The organism is Candidatus Ichthyocystis hellenicum (assembly GCF_001460935.1).
GTDB lineage: Bacteria > Pseudomonadota > Gammaproteobacteria > Burkholderiales > 2013Ark19i > Ichthyocystis > Ichthyocystis hellenicum.
This window is the reverse complement of record NZ_LN906597.1, coordinates 1,305,143-1,331,609: the sequence shown is the minus strand read 5'-3', so window position 1 is coordinate 1,331,609 and position 26,467 is coordinate 1,305,143. Positions and strand designations below refer to the sequence as shown.

General features: G+C 27.2%; 8 protein-coding genes. All 8 read left to right on the top strand.

The window, feature by feature from the left end:
* Positions 1 to 628 precede the first annotated feature (628 nt).
* The 8 genes from Arg41_RS05120 to Arg41_RS05085 all read left to right on the top strand — a co-directional run bounded on the left by Arg41_RS05120 (position 629) and on the right by Arg41_RS05085 (position 26,284).
* Positions 629 to 820, top strand: a complete 192-nt coding sequence (locus Arg41_RS05120) for a hypothetical protein (RefSeq protein WP_092490546.1) — start codon at positions 629 to 631, stop codon at positions 818 to 820.
* 354 nt (positions 821 to 1,174) lie between these two features.
* Positions 1,175 to 4,855 (top strand): hypothetical protein, encoded by a 3,681-nt coding sequence (locus Arg41_RS05115; protein ID WP_092490545.1) that lies wholly within the window; start codon positions 1,175 to 1,177, stop codon positions 4,853 to 4,855.
* A gap of 108 nt (positions 4,856 to 4,963) precedes the next feature.
* Complete coding sequence (locus Arg41_RS05110; RefSeq protein WP_092490544.1) at positions 4,964 to 8,647, top strand: hypothetical protein; 3,684 nt, start codon at positions 4,964 to 4,966, stop codon at positions 8,645 to 8,647.
* Positions 8,648 to 8,767: 120 nt separating this feature from the next.
* A complete protein-coding gene (locus Arg41_RS05105; protein WP_092490543.1) occupies positions 8,768 to 11,548 on the top strand; it encodes a hypothetical protein in 2,781 nt (926 codons plus the stop codon).
* Positions 11,549 to 11,655: 107 nt separating this feature from the next.
* On the top strand, positions 11,656 to 15,213 hold the full coding sequence (locus Arg41_RS05100; protein ID WP_092490542.1) for a hypothetical protein: 3,558 nt from the start codon (positions 11,656 to 11,658) through the stop codon (positions 15,211 to 15,213).
* Between the two features lie 730 nt (positions 15,214 to 15,943).
* Positions 15,944 to 18,178: a hypothetical protein gene (locus Arg41_RS05095; RefSeq protein WP_092490541.1), complete on the top strand. Its 2,235-nt coding sequence runs from the start codon at positions 15,944 to 15,946 to the stop codon at positions 18,176 to 18,178.
* Positions 18,179 to 18,544: 366 nt separating this feature from the next.
* On the top strand, positions 18,545 to 22,525 hold the full coding sequence (locus tag Arg41_RS05090; RefSeq protein ID WP_092343608.1) for a hypothetical protein: 3,981 nt from the start codon (positions 18,545 to 18,547) through the stop codon (positions 22,523 to 22,525).
* A gap of 63 nt (positions 22,526 to 22,588) precedes the next feature.
* Positions 22,589 to 26,284, top strand: a complete 3,696-nt coding sequence (locus tag Arg41_RS05085; protein WP_092343607.1) for a hypothetical protein — start codon at positions 22,589 to 22,591, stop codon at positions 26,282 to 26,284.
* The last annotated feature ends 183 nt before the right edge of the window (positions 26,285 to 26,467 follow it).

Here is a 26,467-nt window from a genome sequence, read left to right as displayed (position 1 = left end):
GAAATAATTTTACAAGTGCTAACATTGATGATATTAAAAATGATACTTATCATAATACTACTGAACATATATGTTATTAATATCTTCACAAAAGTAATAATTATTGCCTCCTGACATATTTAAATTGACTCAACTAGGTAAATATAATTTATTATCTAAAATGTACAGCTTTGATACTGATCAACCCTCTATATAGTGCTTTAAAACACCAATACATTGAAGATGAATCCATATTAATAGAGCCAAACCCCAAAAGAATAGATCTTAAAAAAATATAATCCTAAAATATTATCAGCATCATCACATCATTGTGGCATACGAAATCTATAACTCAAGAATAGTATACATAGATGTCATCAAAAAAACAGTTATAGATAACAACGGATTATTTAAGAGAATAGTATTAAAAAAAATGGGTAAAATTATCGAAAGAAGAAATTTATTAAAACCGTCTATTAACCTCTCTCAAACTTATTCAAACATATACAAGTCAGTACTACATTAGAAGATCTGATACGGTTACGTATACCTTTAGGAAGAGAAACATCAAAAAATACGTATGAATAAAGAAAGAAAAAATTGATTTCTTAATGAAATATAAAACCTATTAATTAGAAACATTTCAAATATGCCAGAAACAATTGCAGAATCAATTAAATTAGCACCTCATAATAGTATTATCAATGGATGTTTCTCTAATTTTCATGATATATATATTGACAATGCATCGCTACTAAAAACTAAACTAATATTTGATACCCTACCCCAAAAAGTGATTAATGACCCCGTGTTGAGTAAATCAGTAGATAAAGTTTTTTAGATAGGATAGATAAAATTAGAAAACAAAATAGGATAAGAAGGATCATAATAAATAGAAATTCAATTTGTGGCAAATTGTCTACATACAGCTATATAAGCAAATTGGTAAAAAAAGAATTTCCTACCTTTAAAGATAAACTAAGTGGCACCATTTTAATTATACGAAACAACAAAATTGAAACCGCAGATCAAAAAACAAGGAATGAGATATTTGATAAAATCGATTAGTAATGGATACATTGCTATATCAAGTATCATTATCAGGAATGCCCACCTATAATTTATTTTCACTAAAACTAGGACGAGTGTACAATGATTGCTAAATTAAAGTAAATCCTCGTTTAGGTTTTATCATATGTACTTATATAATTTGAGCAATGATTTTACGGGTAGTAGCATTGATGATAATAAAAATATTAAAAACGATACCTGTGATAATACTACTGAACATGTATGTTATGAAAACACGCACAAAAGTAACAATTACGGTTACGGATTTAATCATAGTGTAGGTATTATACCAAAAGATGAACACACCCACCCTTTAAGTTTTTATACTCATGACACATCATACCAAGAGAATAATCATGAAGAATATTTATTGCCTCCTGATATATTTAAATTAACTCAATTAGGTAAACCTAATTTATCGTCTAAAATTTACAGGTTTGATAATGATCAAACCCGTACATCTAGTGCTTTAAAACGCCAATGCATCAAAGATGAATCAATATTAATAGAACCAAACCCCAAAAGAATAGATCTTAAAAAAAATACAAAAGAGATAATAACAGCTTCAAATTTGAAAAATATAGGACAAACAAAAAAATATTTATCTAAATCTAAAATACCAGAGTGGCAGATAATTAAAAAAGAGATACGTATAGAGTTATATCGTTGTGATGCCAGAGAAATCATGTGTGCAGAAAAAACTTTCAACGCCTTGCCTTTAAGTCCCACAGAACATATCGCTGCAAAAAACACATTAATCGACAATGAACCACAGTCAATAACACAAAACCTGATAAGAGTAGGACCTGAAAAAATATCAATCAACATAAATGCGGTTAAAAAAAATATAATCCTAAAATATTATCAGCATCATCACATCAATTTGTGGCATGCGAAATCTAACTCAAGAATAGTATACATAGATGCCATTAAAAAAATAGGTATAGATAACAACGGATCATTTAAGAATTGTGTATTAGAAAAAATGAGTGAAATTATTGAAAGAAGAAATTTATTAAAATCATCTATTGACCTTTCTCAGACTTATTCAAATATACGAAAGTATGTCTTAGATAAAATATCTTCATTATTTGAAGATGATACAATTGATTCAGGTATATTGATAACTCCAGGAATGTCTATTTCAGATTTACGATCAAGCTGCCTATCAAATAATATGTTTTTTAAAAAATTACGAGAGCATTGTAAAAAAATTAAACAGGATATACAACTAACATCGAATAATAATTTGCCACGTATATTTCAAAGTAGTGCCACTTTCAATCTAAATGATTATATAAATCCTACTAATATCAAAGTTAGAGTTTATTATAAAAAGGATCTATTTATGCCAGATACAAAAAGGTTAATCATAGATACGATATCTAATTTACCCAATAGTATCATTTCCGAAATTGAAAAGATCGATCCAAAAATAATTGTTAATTCTTTATTTTCAGATGTACATGGTGTATTAGTATCGAAATCATTAATAAAAAATATGAACTTATTATTTGCGTCCAATAGACATGAATTTGAATTTGCAAATAAAAGATTTGATGATAATTTAAATTCATTCAATAAGTTACTAGAAAAAATAGCAAATATAGTGAGAAAATTTTGTATATTTCATGATGGGGTTTTTTTACCAGATAAATCTACGGCAGAACAACTATCTAAGTACCTGTTGTCAGACATGTATGGCGTATCTTCCAAGTTTCATAAAAAACTTAAATTGCCCGCTCAAAATACACAAAAACCTCGAAAATCAATTACAAGAAACACTTATCCATCAGAACCAAAAACAATGACAAAAGAATTTTGTATAAAACCGTATCGTAAAGCTAACTTACTTTCTGCAGATAATACATCAAATATATATGAGTATGCCATTAAAAAAATTAGTATAGATAATAATTCCCGGTTTAAGGATAGTGTATTAGAAGAATTAGGAGATTATATTACAATTAGGGGATTCACAAGTTCATCCATTAACCTTTCCAAAACATATTCGAATGTGCGCAAATATGTTTTGGATAAAATTTCCCTATACATTAGTGATGCCATAACCACTACTGATGTATTGATAACTCCAGGAATGTCTTTATCAGACCTAGCATATAATTGCGCATCTAATAATATTTTCTTTGAAAAATTAAGTAAAAATTGTGAAGAAGCTGTAAAAAATATAAAGTTAGTTCCTAGTAATTATTTCTCAAGCATTATTCAAAGTTGTATTTATTTGACCTCAACTGAACGTTTAATAATTATTAGCAAGAAAAATAAATTATGCTCAGCAATAAAATTGCTAATTATAGAAACAATATCTAATTTGCCGAATAATATTATCCATGAGCTCAAAAAATTTAATCCAAATGAGATCTATGATGGATTATTTGTAAATATACACAATATACATTTACAAAAATCATTAATAAGAAAACTAGAACTAATTTTTAATTCTAACAAACTACCAGATAATAAATTTATATCTAATTTAAATTTCATCAATAATTTACTTACAAAGATATTTATAGAAGTAGAATCTCAATCGGTATTGCATTCTGGAAAGACATTATTTCCAGGAGAACATACAGCAAAATTACTATCTAAATACCTTTTATCAGATATGTACAACATACCTACCAAAATTCACAAAGAACTTACCATTAATAAAAACATTAAAGATAATATGTCAGAAAGTAATTATAAAAAAAGTTCTGAAACTAATATTCATGACAATGTGAAACTATCATTATTAAAAAAACCACTACTTATTCCACAAAAAAAATTGAAGTGGGACCTTAATCCTGTATCACCTCTATATATATACAAATTAGCTTTATCAGGAATTGATATTGACAAAAGTAATTTTAAATCTTCCTTCATAGATAAAACAAAGCACTATCCGTTTGTAATAAAACATCTTAGTAGAAAAGAAAAAATAGATATTGATCTTTCTATAACGTATAACAATGTTAAAAATTATATTTTGGAAACATTTTCCCCTTTTTTGAAAGAGATTGAAGAAAAAACAAGATCAAAAATAAAACTAACTAATGGCATGACCATAGATGAATTAAGGTTATCCTACGCATCAAATGAAGAGTTTTTAGATAAATTGCGTGAATTTTGTAATAAAGTTATCATTAGCATTAAAAACGGCAGCAATAATACATTAATAGATATAATACAGTTACGTGTACCTTTTGGAATAGAAATATCAAAAAAAATAATGATGAATAAAGAAAGAAAAAATTCATTTCTTAAGGAAATAAAAAACCTATTAATTACAAACATTTCAAATGTACCAAAAACAATTGCAGAATCGATCAAATTAGTACCTAATACCGATATTATCAATGGATGTTTCTCTAATTTTTATGATATGTATGTTGACAACGAATCGCTGCTAAAGGCCAAACTAATATTTGATACTATCATCCTAAAAGTAATTAATGATCCCTTGTTGAGTGAATCAGTAGATAAAATCTCCTTAGATAAAATTAGAAAACAAAATATAATAAGCAGGAAAAAGATTGTAAATAGCAATTTAATTTGTGGTAAGTTATCTACATACAGCTATGTAAAGAAATTGGTAGAAAAAGAGTTTCCTACCCTTAAAGATAAGCTAAGTGATCCTATTTTAACTATACGAAGCAATAAAATTGAAACCGCAGATCAAGAAACAAGGGATGATATATTTGATAAACTTGGATCAGACCTAATTGAAACGACTGTAATATCATACAATAGGCTATTCGTTAAAAAACACAAATCAAAAGTGGGAAATAAAAAATTATGATTACATAATTATCCGCAATCAACTCCATAGAATTTATTTCCGCTAAAACGAATACCAGTATACAATTGGAGGCTAACTTAAAGTGAATTATCATCTAGGTTTTATCATATGTACTTATATAATTTGAGCAATAATTTTACCAGTAGTAACATTGATGATATTAAAAATGATACTTACCACAACACTATCGAACATGTGTGTTATGAAAACTTGCACAAAAGTAATAATTATAGGTTTAATCGTTGTATAGGAGTTATACCAAAAGATGATAACCCTCACATTTTAAATTTTTGTGCTCATGACACATCATACCAAGAGAATAATCATGAAGGAGATTTGTTGCCTCCTGATATATTTAAATTGACTCAATTAGCTGAACCTAATTTATCATCTAAACAACCATATACATCCAGGGCGTTAAAACGTCAATACATTGAAGATGAATCCATATTAGTAGAACCAAACCCAAAAAGAATAGACTTAAAAAAAAATACAGAAGAGATAATAACAGCTTCAAATTTGAAAAATATAGGACAAGCAAAAAAATATTTACCTAAATATAAAATACCAGAGTGGCAAATAATTAAAAAAGAGATACGTGTAAAGTTATATCGTTGTGATAACAGAGAAATCATGTGTGCAGAAAAAACTTGCAACGCCTTACCTTTAACTTCCACAGAACATATTACTGCAAAAAACACATTCACCTACAATGAGCCACTATCAATAACACAAAACCCAAGAAGAGTAGAACCTGAAAAAATATCAATCAATAAAAATGCGATTAAAAAGAATATAAGGCTAAGGTCTTATCATAACACTAATTTGTGGCATATAAAATCCAACTCAAGAATAGTATACATAGATGCCATTAAAAAAATAGGTATAGATAACAACGGATCATTTAGGAGAATAGTATTAAAAAAAATGGGTAAAATTATTGAAAGAAGAAATTTATTAAAATCGTCCATTAACCTTTCTCAAACTTATTCAAACATACGCAAGTATATCTTAAATAATATGTCTTCATTATTTGAAGATGATACGGTTGATTCTGGTATATTGATAAGTCCTGGAATGTCTATTTCAGATCTACGAGCAATTTGCATATCAAATAGTATGTTTTTTAAAAAATTACGAGAGTATTGTAAAAAAATTAAAAAAGATATACGAGTAACACCGAATAATAATTTGTCAAGTATATTTCAAAGTACTGCCATTTTTAATATAAATGATCCTAAAAATTCTACTAACATAAAGATTGGGTTTTATTCTAAAACTAAAAAGGATAAATTTATCCCAGATCTAAAAGAGTTAATTATAGATACGGTATCCAATTTACCCAACAGCATCGCTTGTGAAATTGATAAGATCGATCAAAAAAATATTGTTAATTCTTTATTTTCAGATGTACATGGTGTATTAGCATCGAAATCATTGATAAAAAATATGAGCTTATTATTCGCGTCCAATAGACATGAATTTGAATTTGCAAATAAAAGATTTGATGATAATTTAAATTTGTTCAATAATTTACTAGAAAAAATAGCAAATATAGTAAAAAAATCTTGTATATTTCATGACGGAGTTTTTTTACCAGATGAACCAACAGTAGAACAACTATCTAGGTACATATTTGCAGACATGTATGGTGTATCTTCCAAGTTTCATAAAAAACTTAAGTTATTCGGTCAAAATATACCAAAACCTCGAAGGTCAATTGACAATATTAAATTGAAGAGCAATTGTACAAAAGATGTTACAACATCCGGTACAAGAAACACTGATCCGTCAAAAAAAAAAACAATGACAAAAGAATTTAGTCTAAAAAAACCGTATCGTAAAACTAACTTACCTTCTTCAGAAAATACATCAAATATATATGAATATGCCATTAAAAAAATTAGTATAGATAATAATTGCCAGTTTAAGAATAGCGTATTAGAAGAATTAGGAGATCGTATTACAAATAGGGGACTCACAAAGTCATCCATTAACCTCTCCACAACTTATTCAAATGTGCGCAAATATGTTTTGGATAAAATTTCCCCATACATTAGTGATGCCATAACCACTACGAATGTATTGATAAATCCCGGGATGTTTTTATCAGATTTAGCATATAATTGCGTATCAAATAGACTTTTCTTTGAAAAATTAAGTAGAAACTGTGAAGAAATTGTAAAAAATATAAAGTTAGTTCCCAGTAATTATTTCTTAAGCATTATTCAGAGCCCTATTTATTTCAACCCACCTGAACTTTTATTCATTAGTCACAAGCAGAAAAACAAATTATGCTCAGCGATAAAACTGCTAATTACAGAAACAATATCTAATTTACCTGATAATATTATTCATGAACTAAAAAAACTTAATCCCAATGAGATCATCACCGGATTATTTGTAAATATACACAATGTACATTTACAAAAATCATTAATAAGAAAACTAGAACTAATTTTTAATTCCAATAAGCTACCAAATGATAAATTTATATCTAATTTAAATTTTCTCAATAATTTACTTACAAAGATATTTATAGAAGTAGAATCTCACTCGGTATTACACGAGGAAAAGACATTCTTTCCAGGAAAACACACAGCAAAATTACTATCTAAATACCTTTTATCAGATATGTACAGCGTATCTGCCAAAATTCATAAAAAACTTACCCTTCATAAACATACTAAAGATTTCATATCAGAAAGTAACTATGAAAAAAGTTCTGCAACTAATAATAATGATAATATGAAAATATCATTATTAAAAAAACCACTACTTATTCCACAAAAAAAATTGAAGTGGGACAATGATCCTGTATCCCCTCTCTATATATACAAATTAGCTTTATCAGGAATTGATATTGACAAAAGTGATCTTGAGTGTTCCTTAATAGATAAAGCAAAGCACTATCGGTCTGTAACAAAACATCTTAGTAGTGAAAAAGAAAAAATTGATATTGATATTTCTATAACGTGTAACCATGTTAAAAACTATATTTTGGAAACATTTTCCCCTTTTCTGAAAGAGATTGAAGAAGAAACAAGATCAAAAATAAAACTAACTAATGGCATGACCATAGATGAATTAAGGTTATCCTATGCATCAAATGAAGAGTTTTTAGATAAATTGCGTGAATTTTGTAATAAAGTTATCATTAGCATTAAAAACTGTAGCAATAGTACATTAATAGATCTAATACAGTTACGTATACCTTTGGGAACAGAAACATCAAAAAAAATAATTATAATTATGAATAAAGAAAGAAAAAATTCATTTCTTAATGAAATGAAAAACCTATTAATTACAAACATTTCAAATGTACCAAAAACAATTGTAGAATCGATCAAATTAGTACCTAATACCGATATTATCAATGGATGTTTCTCTAATTTTTATGATATGTATGTTGACAACGAATCGCTACTAAAGGCCAAACTAATATTTGATACTATCATCCTAAAAGTAATTAACGATCCCTTGTTGAGTGAATCAGTAGATAAAATCTCCTTAGATAAAACTGATAAAATTAGAAAACAAAATTTAATAAAAATAAGAAGTAGAAGGATCATAAATAGAAATTTAATTTGTGGCAAATTATCTATATACAGCTATATAAAGAAATTGGTAGAAAAAGAATTCCCTACCCTTAAAAATAAGCTAAGTGATCCTATTTTAACTATACGAAACAATAAAATTGAAACCGCAGATCAAAAAACAAGGGATGAGATATTTGATAAACTTGGATCAGACCTAATTGATACAACTGTAATATCGTACATCATACAATAGGCTATTCGTTAAAAAAAACAAATCAAAAGTGGGAAATAAAAATTATGATTACATAATTAGAAGATAACCAATGTACAATAATTATTAACTTAAAGCAAATTTTAGTTTAGTTGTTATCATATGCGTCCATATAATTCGAGCAATAATTTTACGAGTAGTAACATTAATGATAATAAAAATATTAAAAATGATACTCATGATAGTACTACTGAACATATATGTTATGAAAACCTGCACACAAGTAGCAATTATGGATTTAATCATTGTGTAGGTACTATACCAAAAGATGAGATCCCCCCTCGCCTTTTAATTTTTTGTACTCATGACACATCATACCAAGAGAATAATCATGAAGAAGATTTATTGCCTCCTGATATATTTAAATTGACTCAACTAGGTGAATCCAATTTATCATCTAAACTTTACAGTTCTGATACTGATCAACCATCTACATCTCGCGCCTTAAAATACCAATTCATTGAAGATGAATCCCTATCAACAGAACCAAGACCCAAAGTAATATGCCTTAAACAAATTGTGAGTAACGAAAAAAATTACACAGCATCACTGGATTTTACAGAAAAAATGACAACAGCTTCAAATTTGAAAAATATTGAACAAACAAAAAAACATTTAGATACCTCTAAAGTACCAGGGTGGCCGATAATTAAAAAAGAAATACGTATAAAATTATGTCTTTGCGATATCAGAGAAATCATGTGTGCAGAAAAAACTTTCAACTCATCATCTTTAACTTCCACAGAACATATTACTGCAAAAAGTACGTTCACTGACAATAAGCGGCTATCAATAACACCAGAACCAGTAATAGTAGAACCTAAGAAAATATCTATCAACAAAAACACGATTAAAAGAAATATAATCCTAAAATCTTATCGTCAGCATCACATCAATTTATGGCAGACAAAAACCAACTCAAGAATAGTATACATAGATGCCATTAAAAAAATAGGTATAGATAACAATGGATTATTTAAGAGCAGCGTATTAAAAAAAATTAGTAAAATGATTAAAATTAATGAAAGAATAAATTTATTAAAATCGTATATTAACCTTTCTCCAACTTATTCAAACATACGCAAGTATATATTAGATAAATTATCTTCATTATTTGAAGATAATTCAGTTGATTTGGATATATTGATAACTCCTGGGATGTCTATTTCAGATTTACGATCAAGTTTCATATCAAATAGCATTTTCTTTGAAAAATTAAGTAAAAGCTGTGAAGAAGCTGTAAAAAATATAAATTTAGTTCCTAATAATTGTTTTTCAAGAATTATTCAAAGTCATATTTATTTGGACTCACCTGAACGTTTACTAATTACTCACAAGAAAAATAAATTATGCTCAGCGATAAAACGGCTAATTACAGAAACAATATCTAATTTACCGAATAATATTACTCATGAGCTCAAAAAATTTAATCCAAATGAGATCGCTGATGGATTATTTGTAAATATACATAATGTATATTTACAAAAATCATTAATAAGAAAACTCGAACTAATTTTTAATTCTAACAAGCTACCAAATGATAAATTTATATCTAATTTAAACTTAATCAAAAATTTACTTACAAAGATATTTATAGAAGTAGAATCTCACCCGGTATTACATGAGGGAAAGATATTCCTTCCAGGAGAACTTACAGCAAAATTATTATCTAAATACATTTTATCAGATATGTGCCCTGCCAAAATTTATAAAGAACTTACTCTTAATAAACATACTAAAGATGGCATATCAGAAAGTAATTATGAAAAAAGTTCTGAAACCAATATTCATGATAATATGAAAATATCATTATTAAAAAAATCAATACTTATTACAAAAACACAAAAAAAATTGAAGTGGAGCCATGATCTTATATCGACCATCTCTCTATACAAGTTAGCTTTATCGAGAATCAATATTGACAAAGGTGATTTTGAATGTTCCTTCATAGATAAAGCAAATAACTATCCGTTAGTAATAAGACACCTTAACAAAAAAGGAAAAATTAACATTGATCTTTCTATAACGTATAACAATGTTAAAAATTATATTTTGGAAACATTTTCCCCTTTCCTAAAAGAGATTGAAGAAGAAACAAGAGCAAAAATAAAACCAACTGACGGCATGACCATAGATGAATTAATATTATCCTACGTATCAAATGAAGATTTTTTAGATAAACTGCATAAATTTTGCACTAAAGTCATCATTAGCATTAAAAATCGCAGTAATACCACATTAACAGATCTGATACAGTATTGTGTAAGTTTAGGAACAGAAATATCAAAAAAAATACGGATGAATAAAGAAAGAAAAAATTTATTTCTTAATGAACTAGAAAACCTATTAATTACAAACATTTCAAATATGCCAAAAATAATTGCAGAATCAATCAAATTAGTACCTCATGCTAATATCATAAATGGATGTTTCTCTAATTTTCATGATATGTATGTTGACAATGAATCGCTACTAAAAACTAAACTAATGTTTGATGCTATACCCCTAAAGGTGATTAACGACCCCTTGTTAAGTAAATCAGTAGATAAAATTTCCTTAAATAGGATTGATAAAATTAGAAAACAAAATCTAATAAAAATAAGAAAGATTATAAATATGAATTCAATTTGTAAAAAATTACCTATATACAACTATATAAAGAAATTGGTAGAAAAAGAATTTCCTACTCTTAAAAACAGGATAAGTGACCCTATTTTAATTATACGAAACAACAAAATTGAAACCGCAGATCAAAAAACAAGGAATGAGATATTTAATAAACTTGGATCAGACCTAATTGAAGCAGCAATAATATCATACAATAGGTTATGCATTAAAAAATATAAATCAAAAGTAGGATCTAAAAAATTATTATTAACATAATTTAATACATTCAAAGCAACATAATTCAAAAAATTATTCCTACTAAAATTGATATCGGTGTACAATTTTTATTCATATAAAATAAATTAAATTTTAGGTTATAATGTATGTGCTCACGTCATTTAAGAAACGATTTTACTGTAAGTAACACTCCTGCAAGAAAAAGCATAAAAGATGAGGACGATAAAACCATTACCGAAGAAAAGGTTTCTTGTAAAATCCAAAACACAACTAATGATCAAGGCTTCGGTTATATAAACAAAGGTGAATTATGTCAAGATGACACTTATCAAGAAAAATTACTTCCTCCTGATATATTTAAATTGACTAGATTAGATAAATCTAATTTATCCAATCCAATAGACACTTTTGAAACCACGAAACCATCTACATATCGCGCAATAAAACGCGCATTGGTTGAAGATGATCCACCCTCAATAGAATCGACCACAAAAAGAGTAAACCTTAAACAAAGCATAGATAATAAAAATGAAATTAAAAAAAATATAAACCTAAACTCATATACTCGCAGCAGTTTGTGGCATACAAAAATAAACTCAAGAATAATATATAGAGATGCTATTAAAAAAATAGATATTGATAGTAACGGACTATTTAAGGACAGTGTATTAGAAAAAATGGTAAAAATTATTAAAAGAAGACGTTTATTAAAATCGTCTATTGACCTTTCCCCAACTTATTCAAACATACGTAAATATGCATTAGAGAAGATTTCTTCATTACTCAATGAAGATACAATTGATTTAGATATAACTATAACTCCTGGAATGTCTCTTTCAGATTTAAGATCTAATTGTATATCAAATAATAGTTTTTTTAAAAAACTACGAGAGAATTGTGAAAAAATCGTAAAAGACTTACAGTTAACTCCGGATAATTATTTATCCCATGTGTTTCAATGGCATATTATTTTCCATCTTAACAATTCTTCAAATTCAACTAAGATTAAGTTACATGCCCCAAAATATAAAAATCTCTCAAAATTGAAGGAATTAATTATAGATACTATATCTAAATTGCCAAACAGTATTATTTGTGAAATTGAAAAATTTGACCAAAACAATATTGTGAATGCTTTGTTTTCAAACATTCATGGTGTACTGGTAGCAAAATCATCGATAAAAAATTTAAGCATATTCTTTAATTATAATAAAAATAAATTTGTAAACGAAAGATTTTATGATAATTTAAATTCATTAAACGACTTACTTGAAAAAATAGGAAATATAGTGAGAGAATCTTGTATATTTCATGAAGGAGTTTTTTCACCAAACGAATCCACGACAGAGCAGTTATCTAAATACCTATTGTCAGACATGTATGGTATATCTTCCAAATTTCATAAAAAACTTAAACTGCCTGCTAAAGATATGTCAAAATATCAAGAATTAATGGATAGCATTAGATTAGATCACAATTATACAAAATGTCCAATAGCTGATACGCCGATGAAAAAAGAACCACAAATACCCGAGTCACACCCAATAAGTGAAACATGTACTACACCATCAGAAATAATTGATATAAAAAATGAAAAAACAGAAATTAGCAACAGTTATAATAACGAACAAACTGCAACAACATCAGACATAAAAAATGCTAGTAAGCCAGAGCAATACTCAATAACAAAAGAATTTAATATAAAACCGTATCGTAGAATAAACTTATGCTCTACAGAGTTTAGATCAAGCATATATGAAGATGCAATTAAAAAAATAGATATTGATAGTAATGAAATATTTAAGAATAGTGTATTGGAGAAAATAGGTAGGTACATTACAATAAGGGGGCTTACAAAATCATCTCTTAACCTCTCTCAAACTTATTCTAACATTAGCAAATATCTTTTGAATAAAGTTTCTCCTTATATTAGTGACATCATGACTACTACATGTATATGTATAACTCCTGGATTACATTTATCAGACATAAAAAATAACTGCTTATCAAATAATATTTTTTTTGAAAGGCTAAGTAAGAGATGTAAAAAAATTATAGAAAGTATAAATGTAATTCCGGATGATTATTTCTTAAATATAATCCAAAGCAATATTTATTTTAGTGCAAATGAACGCTTAGCAGTTGCTCGTAAAAGAAACAAAAGAAAAAAATTTTGCTCAGAAGTAAAATTATTAATTATGGACACAATATATAATTTGCCAAACAAAATTATTAATGAACTTAAAAAGTTCAAACAAAGTGAACTCATAAATGGCTTATTTTTAAAAATACACGGCATATATGTACTCAAATCGTTCATAAAGAACCTAAACTTGTTTTTTAATTCTAACAAACTTCCTAATAATGATCCAATTGCTAATATAGATTTACTAAATAATTTACTTACAAAATTATTAAATCAAGTAAAAACATCACCTATGTTACATAAGGGACAAATATTTTATCCAGGCGAATATACAGCAAAACTACTATCTAAATACTTATTACTAGATATGTATGAGATCCCATTTAAATTTAATACAAAACTCAAACCACAGAAAAACATTAAGGATGACATACTAGTTAGTGATTATGAAAAAGGTAGTGTAACCAACGCTTACAATGGCATGAAATCATCATTATTAAGAAAAACAATGCTTATTCCACAAAAGAAATCTAAGTGGAGCCCTGCCCTTATAACATCTTTAAATATATATGAATTGGCCTTGTCAATGATTAATATTGATAAAGGAAATTTTGAAAGTTATTTCATAGATAAAATCAAGAATTATAATTTAGTAAAAGAACATATTAGCAAAAAAGGAAAAATTAATATAGACCTTTCTGTAACATATGATCGTATTAAAAACTATATTTTGGGAACGTTTCACCTTTTCCTGAAAGAAACTGAAGAAGAAATAAAAGAAAAAGTAAAACCTACTCATGGTATGACTGTAGATGAATTAAGATTAGCTTATATATCAAACGAAAAATTTTTCTATAAACTGCGTAAATTTTGCACTGAAGTTACAAATCGTATTAAAAACGGCAGTGACGATACATTGATTGAACTTATGCAGTACTATATTCATTTAGAAACAGACATACCCAAAGTAATGGAAATGAGAAAAAAAAGACGAATTGTATTTATTAATGAAATAAAAAATTTATTAATTATAAACATTTCAAATGCACCGGAACTAATTGTAAATGCGATTAAATTAATACCAGGATCTAAGCTTGTAGAAGGATGTTTCTCCCATTTTTATGATATTTATGTTGATAATGAATCATTACTGAAAGCTAAATCACTATTTGATTACGTCCCTAAAAAAATAGCTAATGACCATTTATTAATAGAATTAGTAAATAAAATTTCCCTAGATATGATTAATGAAATTGGCAAAAAAAATAGTGTAGGAGCAAATAGTATGCGTGGAATCATTAATAGCTACATAGTTTGTGAAAAATTATCTACCTACAAGTATATAAGAAAATTAGTAAGAGTAGAATTACTTGCCCTTAAAGATAAACTAGCTGATCCAATTATGATTATGCGTAATGATAAAATCGAAACCGCTGATAAAAAAGCAAGGAATGATTTACTGAATAAACTTGGGTCAAACCTAATTGAAATAACTATAAAATCATACAACAATTTATGTTTTAAATCATATAAGTCAAAAATGGGAAATAAGAATTAGAATTTTTTTTATATTTAAATAAAACTCCATAGCACACTAAGATTAGCGGAAACCATATTAATGCAGCTAATAGGTATTTTATGAATATCTACAAGCAAGTAATAATCAAGATTATTACTATGTATTTAAATCTAATGAATTAGAGTAATCTAACCCATCAAGCACAATTGACAGTTTTTAATATTAATTATACAAGAGATCAAAATTCACTTTACTACAGTAAAGTGAAAGTAATTTTCAGTAAAAAATAAAGGCCTGCATTAACCATCTCGTGGTACAGACGTTACATCCTGCCATTTGTTGAAAAAGAAGCAAAAATAAAACTTACTTACAGCACAATTATACATGAATTGATATGCCTTTGTATATCCAATCAATGATTATTTAGCAGATCAAATTTTGAACTAAAGTCATCATTCCATTCACAATTAAAATTACGGTGGCAATATATATTTAATATGATGTAGTATCACATGCGTTTAAAAAAACAAGGGTGATGCGGATAAAAATAATGGAGAGATTAAACTTAATAGCAACAGAGCAAAACTTGTTAATTAGAAAAATAAAAGAAACATTTACAATATAGTACAGCTGAAATATTTAAGAACTAAAATATTAGCATGTCAAATTCTGTAGTTGGCTATATGATTTCAAAAAATTTATTTTTACTAAAATTAATATCAGTGTACAATGTTTTGTTATGAGAAACTTGTTCTCCTTTAGGCATTATATGCATCCATATAATTCGAACAGTAATTTTACTGTAGATAACGTTGATGATCACAGTGCTGCTGAGTGCGGGTCTTGTCAAGATCAAGGAGTCCTATGCGCAAATGAGAATCCATGTCTTGATCATCGCATAAGCGTTCCACCAAAATGTGAATCATTCTGCAATTTCTTAAATTTTCGTGATCATGGTGAATTATGTCAAATCGATAACTATGAAGAAAAATTACTACTTCCTGATATATTTAAATTAACTAAACCAGATGACTCACTCTCAGCACTACCAAACCACAAAATAATAGCCCCTAAAAAAATAAATGATACTGAAAATAATTTCATGTCGCCATCTACTTGTTTTACAGAAAAAATAATAACAACCCCAAATCTGAAACGCATCGAACAAACAACACGAAATCATTCACATTCAACTACTCCTAAAATACCGATGCCGCCAGTAGCAAAAAAGGAACTAAGATTAAAAATATACCGTCCCAATAATCTACATCGCGTAAAAATCAATTCAAATATATACATAGATGCCATTAAAAAAATTGATATTGATGATAAAAAATTATTTAAAAACTTCGTATTAGAAGAAATAGGTAAAGCTCTCGAAATAATAGACTTCGCAAAATACTCTCCAGATCTATCTCAAACTTATTGTAATGTGCGCAAATATGCTTTAGTTAATCTTGCCCCAATACTTAATGATGACATAATTAACACAGATATATTAACAACTCCGGGAATGTCTATTTCAGATTTAAGATTAAGTTGCATATCAAATCAACATTTTTTTAAAAAACTGCGAGAGAATTGCGAAAAAATTGCAAAAAATATACAAGCAAGCCCAGACAGCAACATACCGCATGTATTTCAATATCGCATTGTTTTCAGTCTTGATACACCTTTTAATTCAACAAATCACAAGATTACACTTTTTCCCAAAAAAGACAAATTTTTACCTAAATTAAAAGAGTTAATTGCAGATACGATATATAACTTACCAGACAGTATTACTTATGTAATCAAAAATATTGATCAAGACGTTATTGTGAATGCTTTTTTTTCTAACGTGCATGGGATACTAATATCCAATTCATTTATAAAGAAGATAAACTTATTTCTTAATTCCAATGAAAACAAATTTATAAACGAAGAACTTGGTAAAAATTTAAATTTATTAAATGACTTACTTGGAAAAATAGCAAATCTAGTAAGAGTATCATGTATATTTCATAAAGAAGTTATTTTTTACCCAGGTGAATACACGACAGATAAGTTATCTAAATATATATTATCAGATATGTATGGTATATCGTCAAAATTTCATAAAAAGCTTAAACCTTTTACTCAAGATAGATCAAAACCTCAAAAATTAGAACAATGTGTGTTAATAAGAGAATTTAATTTGAAACCATACTTTAGAACTAAACTACATTCACAAAAGTTTACATCAAACATATATGAGGAGGCCATCAAAAAAATTGATATTGATAAAAATGGATTGTTCAGAAGTAGTGTATTTGAAGAATTAATTACGTGTATTATGACCAGGGGACTTACGAAGTCATGTCTTGACCTTCACCAAACTTATTCAAATATTAGGAAATATGTTTTAGATAAAATATCTCCATATATTGCCAATATTATCACCTCTACAGATATACCAATAACTTCTGTGGTGCCCATTCCAAATTTGATATCTAATTGCATATTAAATAACGCTTTTTTTGAAAAATTAACTGAAAAATGCGAAGAAATTGTAGAAAATATACGTGTAATTCCAGATGGTTATTTCTTAAATATTATTCAAAGCTACATTTTTTTTAGCTCAACTGAACGTTTAAAAATAAGTCTTAAAAAGAGATGCAAACTTTGCTATAAAATTAAATTATTAATTATGGATACGGTATCCAATTTACCAAACATCATTATTCATAAACTTAAAAAGTTTAAACAAAATGAGATCATAAGCGGTTTATTTTCTAATATACATGGTGTGTATGTAACCAAATCCTTGATAAGGAAGGCAATATTATTTGCCAACTCTAATATAATCTCAAATAACAATTTTGAATATAATTTAAATTTAATAAATAATTTGTTCCCAATATTACTAAGTAATGTAAAGGCATCCCCTATGTTACATGAAGAAAATTTGTTTTTTCCGGGTAAATTTACAGCGGAATTACTATCTAGATACTTATTATCAGATATGTATAACCTTCCCTCTTAATTTAACCTCATGTTTAGATAAACTGTACCAATTAAAGTAATGATAAAACTAGGACTGAAAAAATAGTTAATTAAGCACTACGAAAATACTAATCAATGTTAATTGCAACACCCATAAAATCATACACAATTAAAAATCATTGCGATTATGTCCAGTAATTATTGCAATGTCATTTTTTGTCATCAGTGACTTTGTCATCAGTGACGCAATTTAAAAAAATTCACTTCTACTATATACTATAACTCACATTACTATAACTCACATAGGTGTAAAATTTGCCTTGATTTGCGTAGATGTATAACAAGATATAGTTTGCATCAGCACACAGCCCCTATTTCTATGGAATATTTTTTGGAATCTTACTATATGTATCAATATTGTTCTAGCTATAATATTACTGAGGGCACAACTTACAAAAATGAAAATACTAAAATTGATATTGATGACAATACAGCTGAGAAGATATCTTATATAGGCAAAAATGCGACCAATAATTATGATCCCTGCGTAGAAGTTATGCCAAAATATAAATCATCGAGTGGTTTTTTAAATATTCATACTAACAGCAAGTTGTATCAAGAGGGAAATTGTGAAGAAAAACTACTAATCCCAGATATATTTAAATTAACTAAATCAGACGAGTATAAAGCATCAAATACAATTGATAGTTTTGATACTAATAAACAACCTACATCTCCTGATGTGAAGAGTCCATTTATTGAATATGAATTATCATCAATAGTAGAAAATCCCCAAAAAATAGCCCTTAAACAAATCACGGATGATGAAAAAACTCACAATGCATCGTCTCTAACTCATGCGAAAAAAACAGCAAATAATTCAACTTCTGGAAATTACGGCACACTGGAAGGATCTGTGATTGAAAAAGAAATATGCATAAAATTATCACGCTGCAATCCTAAACAAATAATAGATAGCGAAAAAAACAAAAATGCAGCATCTCTAACCCTTACAGAACAAACTGTAGATCTTTCAATATCGGAAGATATTGAACAAACAATTCAACATCAAGAAAATAATTGTGATCTGTTAAGACAACAGAAAAATAAAAAAGAATTACATGTAAAATTATATCGTTGTAATATTAAGCAACGTATTAATAACGAAAAAGATTGTAATGTACCGTCGATAACTTCGACAGAACAATTAGTAAATACTGATATTTATAAGTCTAAAAATATTAAACAAACAGAACAAAAACATTCAAATACCCACAAAACACCAGAACCATCAGTAATTAAAAAAAAACTATCACTAAGATCATATCGTCGCAGCAGTTTGTGTTGCAAAGAATTCAATTCAAGCATATACAGAAATGCCATTAAGAAAATTGACATAGATGATGATGGATCATTTAAGAATAGTGTATTAGAAGAAATGGGGAGTTATATCAAAAACAAAACATCCATAGAAGAGGCATATATTGACCTTTCTTCAACTTATTTAAATGTTCGTAGATACACTTTAGAAAAAATTTCTCCGTTACTTAATAAGGATATAACTGCCACAAATATATCAATAACTCCTGGAATGTCTATTTCTGATTTAAAATCAGCCTGCATAGCAAATCACCATTTCTTTAAAAATCTACAAGAGAGTTGCGAAAAAATTGTAGAAAATATAAAAAAAGCTACGGATGATTCTTTATTACGTATATTTCAGTGGAATATTAATTTCTATTCTAATGATTCTTTAAATTCGACTAATAAGAAGATTAAATTTAGATTTTTTCCGAACAAAAACAAACTTATCTCAAAATTGAGGGAATTAATCATAGACACTATATCTAATTTACCAAATAGAATTATTTGTGAAATTAACAAATTTAATCAAGACGATATTGTAAACGGCTTATTTTCAGACATGCATGGTGTACTTCTACCCAAATCATTAATAAGAAATCTAAGCTTATTTTTTAATTCCAATAAAAAAAAAATTATAAATAATAAGGGTAGCGATTATTTAAGTTTATTTAATGATTTTCTTGAAAAAATAGTAAATTTAGTTAGGCCATCTTGTATATTTAATAAAGGGGTTTTTTTGCCCGATGACTCCACAGTAGAACACTTATCTAAATATCTGCTGTCAGATATGTATGATATATCCTCCAAGTTTCGTAAAAAACTCGAACTACACACCACAAATATATTAAAAACTCAAGGATCAAGTAATGATATTAGTCCGCATAACAATTATGAAAAAGATGTAGTTAATACTTCTATGGAAGAAGAAATGCAAATGCCAAAATTAGATCTGGCAGAAAAAACAAACACTATCCCATCGGATGCAATAGGTACAAAAACAAAAATGGTGAAAAAATTCAATCTAGGCCGTTATCGTAGGGTTAGCTTGTGCTCTGCAGAGTTTATATCAAACATATATGAAGATGCCATCAGAAAAATAGATATTGACAACGATGGTCAATTTATGAACATTGTATCAGAGAGCTTGAGCGATTATATTATGAGCAGAGGTCTTACAAAATCTTCGATTAACCTTTCCCTAACTTATTCAAATGTTAAAAAGTATATTTTAGATAAAGTTTCACCCTATATTAGCGATATTATTACTGCAGCAGATGTACTAATAACTCCAGGCATGTCCATCTCTGAAATGAGTCATAATTGCGTATCAAATAACATCTTCTTTGAAAAATTACGTGAAGAATGTGGAAAAATTGTAAAAAATATACAGATAATTTCTGATGATTATTTCTTAAATTTAATTCAAAACTACGTTTGGTTTGGAACAGCTGAACGCTTAAGAATTACTAACAGAAAAAATAAATTTTGCTCAGGAATAAAATCATTAATCATGGAAACAATATCCAATTTACCCAATAATATTATTCATGAAATTAAAAAATTCAAAAAAATTGAAATTGTGAGAGGATTATTCTCATGTATACACGGCATATTATTATCTAAAACATTGATAAGGAATATAAATTCAAATTTTTATTTTAATAAAATCCCAAACGGCAAAGTGCATAATAATTTGTCTTTTCTTAAAAACTTACTTCAAAAATTGATAATCCAAGCAAAAAATGCATCTATATTACATGAGGAAAAATCATTTTCCCCAGATGAACCTACGACTGAACTGATTTCTAAATACTTATTGTCAGATATGTATGGTGTTCCGATTGTAATTTGGAAAAAAATTGACCCTAGTAAATTGATTAATAGATCCACGCTGAGGAAAAATTATACAAAAGATTACCTACCTGACAATCATACAAACATAGAATCGCAATTAATAAAAAAAAATATACTCATTCCAAAAACAAATTATAAGTGGAACTCTTGCATTATAAACCCTATAAATATCTACGAAATAGCTATATCAATGATTGATATTGACAAAAAAGATTTTGAAAATTGCTTCATCGAAGAAGTTAAACACTTTCCATCAATGAAAGATTATTTTACTAAAAAAAGGAAAAAGGACATTGATCTTTCAATAACTTATACCCGAGTCAAAAATTATATTTTGGAAATCTTTTACCAATTTTTGAAGGAAATTGAAAAAGAAACAAAGATAAAAATAAGCCTCTATCATGGAATGAGCATCGATGAATTGGAATATGCATATATATCAAATGAAAAATTTTTTAATAGACTTAATAAGTTTTGCACTAAAGTAATCAGAAATATAGAAAAATGTAGTATTGGTACATTTACTGATATTATGCAATGTTTTGTACATTTAGAAACTGAAATACCGAAAACAATTGTTATGAGAAAAAAAAGAAGGATGAGTTTCCATGATAACATAGCAAAATTATTAATTAGCAACATATCAAATCTCCCTAAAACGATTGTAAACATAATTAAATTGATGCCTAAATCCAAATTTGTAGAGAGCTACTTTTATTATTTTTATGATATATATATTGAAAACTCATTTTTACTAGAAGCAAAATCTATGTTTGATATTGCAAAAAAAAAGGTAGTTAATGATAATTTATTAAGAAAATTAAAAGACAGTATTTCCTCAGATATGATTGTTAAATTTGGAGACATAGATAGAAAAAATATGATAAAACACCCATACCCTATTGTTAATAAACATAAAGTTCATGGAAAACTTTCCACGTACAGTTATGTAAGAAAATTGGCAAAAAAGGAATTCTCTACCATTAAAGAAAATTTAAAATATCCTATTATGATTATGCATAATCATAAAATTGAAACGGCAAATCAAGAGATAAAAAACGAGATATTAAATAGGATTGAATCTGACTTAGTTAGGGCAACTGTAAGTACATATACCAAATCATGCATTAAGGCATATAAATCAAAACTGGAAAATAAAAATATATGATGATAATTAAGATAGGTGTACAATCATTCATCAAACAAGCGATTGTCATATAGGATTTAATATATGCTTCCATACTGTTCAAAAAATAATTTTACTGCAAATAACCTAGGTGAAGAGAAAAATATTAAAAAAGATAACACTGAAAGTGTTACTGATCATTCCTACTGTAAAAAATCATATGTAAATAACGATCGTGGGTTAGCTTCTTTTTCAGATATTGCACCAAAAGATGAATCACCGACAAATTTTTTAAACTTCCATACTCATGAAGAGTTGTATCAGGAGAACAACTATGAAGAAAAATTATTACTTCCTGACATATTTAAATTGACTAAACTAGATGAACCTAACTTGGATACTACAGTTAATTTTTCTCCTTACCCTTATATTAATAAGACTACAACATCTTGTACTGTAAAACGACTATTAATTGAAAATGAACCTCTATTATCATCACCGGAACCAAAAAGAATATATCTCAAACAAAGCATTGATAATGAAGAATTATGTACTGCACCATCTTTGAATTTTACAGAACAAATAATAAAAACAAAGAAAACTATGAAAGATATTGAACCGTCAGTACAAAATTTACCAATTAGTGAACAACCCTCTCCCCCTGAGAGACCAGCACCAAATGTAATGAAAAAAAAAGTAAGTCTCAGGCCTTATCATAGGAATAATCTATACCATACAGAACCTACTATAAGTGTGTACAGAGATGCCATAAAAAAAATTGGAATTGACGGTACCGGATTATTTAAGAATAGAGTATTGGAAGAAATATATGTTACTAGAAGTAGCAATTTTATAAAATCATCAGTTAGCCTTTATACGACTTATGCTAAGGTACGTAAATATGTTTTAGAGAAAATGTTTACATGCCTAAATGATATCACTGCTACTTCAGATGTATTAATAAGACCAGGAATGTCTATTTCAGATTTAATATTTAGCTGCACATCAAATAATATTTTTTTTGAAAAACTTAGGGAAAAATGCAGGGAAATTGTAGAAAACATACAAGCTACTCCTGACAAATCTTTGTCATACCTGATTCAAAGTTATATTAGCTTTTATCACAACGATAATTTAAATTCTATTTACAAGAAGTCCAAGTTTTTCGTAAAGAAGGACAGATTAATTATAAAATTAAAAGAGTTGATAATAAACACAATATCTGATTTACCAGATAGCATCGTTCATGAAATTAAAAAATTTAATAAAGTTCAAATTGTTCAAGGTTTATTTTTAGACATGCATGGTGTATTTGTATCAAAATCACTAATAAGAGACATTAACTTGCTTTTCAATTCTAACAAAAATAAATTCGTTAATGGGGGATCTGATGATAACTTAAATTTATTCAATAGGTTACTTGGAAAAATAGGAAATTTAGTAAGATCATCTTGTATATTTCAAGACGGAGTGTTCTTGCCAAACAAACATACGGTAGAAAAATTATCTAAATACATATTATCAGACATTTATGGTGTATCATCCAAATTTCATAAAAAACTAAAATTATCTTATAAAAATATATCAAAACCACATCAATTGATTAACCATGCTAAATTGAGTACGAATTATAAAAAGGTCTTAACCGATATTTATGTGAAAGAAGAATTGCCATCACCAAAATCTTATCTGACAAGTAAACCAAGAAGAACCTCTTCCGAAACAATAGACATAAAAATAGAAAAATTTGGTCTAAAACCGTACCATAGGAAGAATCTACGTTCTACGGAATTTACGTTAAGCATATACGAATATGCTATTAAAAAGATTGATATTGATAGTAATGAATCATTTAAAAATAGTATATTAGAGGAGATAGGTCCTTATATCGCAAACAAGGGTTTTACAAAATCATATATCAACCTTTCGCCAACTTATTTAAATGTTCGTAAATATGTTTTAGATATGATTTCTCCACACATTAATAACATTATATACACATCAGATGTATTAATAACTTTAGGAATGTCTGTGTCAGATATGAAACATAATTGTATGTCAAATAACATTTTCTTTGAAAAACTACAAGAAAATTGCAAAAAAGTTGTAAAAGATGTACTTATGACACCTGATGATGTTTTCTCAAATATTATTCAAAGCAGTGTTAACTTTGGTTCATACGGTAGCTTAAATATTGTTAGCAAAAAAAATAAATTTTGCTCAAAAGTAAAAACATTAATAATGGAAACATTACTTAATTTACCTAATAATATTATTGATGAAATTAAAAATTTTGAAAAAGGTGAAATTATAAGGGGTTTATTTTCAGAAACTCACGGTGTGTTTGTGTCTAAATCATTAATAAGAAACATAAATTATCTTTTTAATTTCAATAAAAATAAACTTCCCAACAATAATAAACTCCCAGATTACAATTTTGACGATAATTTATACTTGCTTAATAATTTACTTACAAAATTAGTATATCTAGTAAAAAAATCATTAATATTATCTGAAGGAGAATTATTATTTCCAAATGCAACCACAGCAGAATCTCTATCTAGATACTTGTTAGCAGACGTATATGGTATTTCTGCTAAATTTCATAGAAAACTGAAATTATCCGAAAAAAATATATTAAACCCTCTGACATTAAATGAAGATATTAGTTTAGAAATAAAATTAATAAAAGAAAAAGCAAACGATGATTATGAAAATATAGAATCAAAAACTATAGAAAAACCAACACTAATCCCCTCAAAAAATTCAAGATGGAATCCATCTTTCATAACATCCTTAAATATATATGAATTGGCCATTTCAATGATTAATATTGATAAAGGAGATTTTGAGAATTCTTTGACAAATAAAATTAAAAATATTCCTTCAATAAAAAAATGCATTAATGAAAAAGTAATTGTTAATATTGATATTTCTGCAACATATGGTCATATCAAAAATTATATTTTAGACCTATTTTATCCATTTTTAAAAAAAATTAAAAAAGAAACAAAAGTAGAAGAAAAATTACAACCAGGTATGACTTTGGATAAATTAGAGTACGCCTATATATCGAATGAAGTATTCTTTACTAAATTGCGCAAATTTTGCATCAAATTAATAGACAGCATTAAGAATTGTACTGATGGATCAATAACTGATATGGTACAATGTTATATAAATTTGGAAACAGAAGTACCCCAGAGAATAGCAATAAAAAGGAATAGGAAAGTAAAATTTCATGAGGATGTAGAAAAACTGTTAACTATAAATATCTCAGCAATTCCAGATACAATTGTGAATGCGATCAAATTATTACCGCCCCATAAACTTGTAGGAGAATATTTATCTCATTTTCACGACATGTATGTTGATAACGAATCATTGACAAAAATAAAACCGATATTTGATTTTACACATGAGAAAATAATTAATGATCCTATGTTAAGTAGATTAATAGATGAAATATCAGTAGATATGATTGACAAATTTGATTATGGAAAAAATACGAATAAGATTATTAATAGTCATACAATTTGTGAAGGGCTATCCGCATGCAATTATATAAGAAAAATAGTAAGAGATGAATTCACTAATATTAGAAATAATATTGGTAACTATATTATGGTTATGTATAATAATAAAATTGAGATTGCAGATGAAAAAACAAGATGTAGAATATTAGAAAAACTAGAATCAGATTTAATTGTAATGTCTATAAAAACATACAGGGAAATATGTACGAAAGCATATAAATCAAAAATAAGAACTAAGCACATCCCTTGTGATAGCATAATTTAAAGAAATTCATTTTTACTGTGATTAATATTTATGAAAACAAAAGCACCAAAAACAAAATTAGTTACAGAATTACTGATAGTTTGTATTATAAATACCAATGCATAGATAATTGTCGTGATTTCGATTATTACAAGAAAATTTTACTTCATAATTATTCCTACTCATGACGAGTTATACCAAAAT